The organism is Actinosynnema sp. NPDC023658 (assembly GCF_040639995.1).
Lineage (GTDB): Bacteria > Actinomycetota > Actinomycetes > Mycobacteriales > Pseudonocardiaceae > Actinosynnema.
Genome location: NZ_JBFAAX010000899.1, coordinates 1,482 through 2,226 on the forward strand (window position 1 = coordinate 1,482; position 745 = coordinate 2,226).

General features: G+C 69.4%; 1 protein-coding gene. It reads right to left on the reverse strand.

Annotation, left to right across the window (positions count from 1 at the left end; all coding sequences use genetic code 11):
• Positions 1 to 745 (reverse strand): glycoside hydrolase family 2 TIM barrel-domain containing protein (locus tag AB0G02_RS36145; protein ID WP_360803762.1); only part of this gene is annotated, 745 nt, incomplete at both ends.

A 745-nucleotide genomic window follows, 5' to 3' on the forward strand; every position in this document is an offset into this window, starting at 1 on the left:
GCCCAGTCCCAGATGAAACCGCCCTGGGTGGCCGGGTTGGCCCGGATCGTGTCCCAGAACTCGCGGAAGTTGCCCAGGCTGTTGCCCATCGCGTGCGCGTACTCACCGAAGATCAGCGGCTTCGTGGTGGTCTTCGCCTGCTCCTCGAACCGCTCCGGCGACGGGTAGCGCGGGCCCCACACGTCGGCGAACGGGGCGTCGCCGTCGGGGTTGTTGGACTGGTGGTACTTGGGCCGGGTCGGCTCGTTGGCCTCCAGCCACTCGGCCATGGCGAAGTGGTGCGCGCCGAGGCCGGCCTCGTTGCCGGTGTCCCACATGAGCACGCTCGGGTGGTTCTTGTCGCGCTCGACCATGGCGGTGAAGCGGTCGAGGAACGCCGCGCGCCACTCGGGCTGGTTCGCCTGGCACCAGGTGGCGCAGTTCTCGTGGTCGTGGGTCTCGATGTCGACCTCGTCGTCGATCCACAGGCCGTGCCGGTCGGCCAGCTCGTAGAAGTACGGGTCGGACGGGTAGTGCGAGGTGCGCACCGCGTTGACGTTGAGCTGCTCCATGAGCGCCACGTCCCGCTCCTGCGCCGCCCGCGGCACGTGCCGGCCGTGGTCGGGGTCGGTCTCGGCGCGGTTCACGCCCTTGAACAGGGTGCGCTTGCCGTTGACGAGGAGCTGCTTGTCGCGGATCTCGATCTCGCGGAAACCGGTGGTCTCGCTGGTGATGTGGGTGGTGCGGCCGTCCGGCCCGGTCAGGG